Genomic DNA, 1,470 nt, shown 5'->3' on the forward strand with positions numbered 1-1,470 from the left:
AAACTCAGCGGTAAATTCGGTTATGACAAGATATATTATATTGTATCTCTTTCGTCAGCATTGTTAATATGGCCGATATTCGTTATCAAGAGTTTCACGACTACTTTATTTATGATGATCTTGCTATCATTCTTTTTCTCTGCTGTTGTCCCGCTCGGAGACTCGATAATCATCAATAAGTTGAAGAGTTCTGGTGGTCGGTTCGATCGCGTAAGACTTTTCGGGACCATTGGTTTTGCGATTACCTCACTGGCCTTGAGCAGATTAGTGGGTCTTAGTTTTTTCTGGTTGTTTGCAGCATCGGCAGCAGTGCTTGTTATCTCTTCTCTCTTTATTAGTCCAAAAACGGATGACTTGGAAACGGCAGATCAACAGCACCTTTCAGGTACAGGCTCAACTTTTCAACTCACAATGATGACTGTTGGGATGTTCGTCGGAGTTACGTTGAATTCCTTTCATAACACCTTCATTGCTGTCTATGCCAGGGAAAATGGTATGGATTCGTCCGTTGTCGGGATGGTCTTTGCGATTACCGCGCTTTCAGAAATACCCTTCCTTCTATTTGCCGATAGAATAATCGAGAAGATTGGAAACATGAAGATTCTGCTGTTCGGAATGATCGTAATGGGGGTGAGGATGATTCTCATATCTTATGCAACAAACGAAGTTTTGCTCTATCTTGTCGAGTTTTCACACGGCTTGACGTATATTCTCATGTACTACTCCCTGTATCATTTCATACACTACGAGCTTTCCGGTAAGAGCCTTGTGAAGGCCGAAAGTCTTTTCTGGGTTGTGAGATCGGGGATGACTTTCATAGTGGGATCTATCGGAGGAGGAATCGTCATTGACTTGTTGTCAGTTACCTTTGCTTTCAGGTTTTTCGGATTCGTCGGAGTTGTCTCGTCTGTAGTAATGATTATTTTCTACATAGTGATCAGCAGGCGGAAAAATGCGTTGATTTGAGCTTCTTTTAACATTCGCTTTGAAGCTCATCAAAAATGTCAGCTCTGTCAAATCTCCTACTCAATAGTGATATTGAAACTGCAACACAAAAAACAGATATTCAATTATTTCTTCCGATCGGGCAGAAACAACTGTCTTTCCAGTTCTAGAAGCCAATAATCGGGCATGGTAAGCTCATGGCGAGCTTACTGGAATCTGAGCACGGTATTATAATCTGAATGAACGTTCCACCGTTTTCAATTTTTGAAAAGGGAGGGGTATTATGAAAAAGTTTCTTGTGTTAGTTCTTCTGTGTCTATCGATCTTTGCTTTCGGAAAAACCACGATCAACTTCTGGCACGCTATGAGTGGTAGCAGACTGGGAGCGGTCGAAGCAATTGTCGAAGGTTTCAATGCCGAAAATCCCGACATTGAAGTGGTGGCTCAGTTCACAGGTTCATACGCAGAGACACTTACCAAGGCCATAGCTTCGTACCGAGCGGGAGATCAACCTCACATTGTCCA

At 42.4% G+C, this 1,470-nt stretch carries 1 protein-coding gene and 1 pseudogene; both read left to right on the forward strand.

Annotated elements, in window-relative coordinates:
- Positions 1–966: MFS transporter (locus BG32_RS11710; RefSeq protein ID WP_121526866.1), on the forward strand; the 966-nt coding region annotated here is incomplete at its 5' end.
- Positions 967–1,228: 262 nt separating this feature from the next.
- Positions 1,229–1,470 (forward strand): annotated as a pseudogene (locus tag BG32_RS11715) (ABC transporter substrate-binding protein); the annotation flags it as partial.

It is taken from the genome of Mesotoga sp. HF07.pep.5.2.highcov (assembly GCF_003666285.1).
GTDB lineage: Bacteria > Thermotogota > Thermotogae > Petrotogales > Kosmotogaceae > Mesotoga > Mesotoga prima.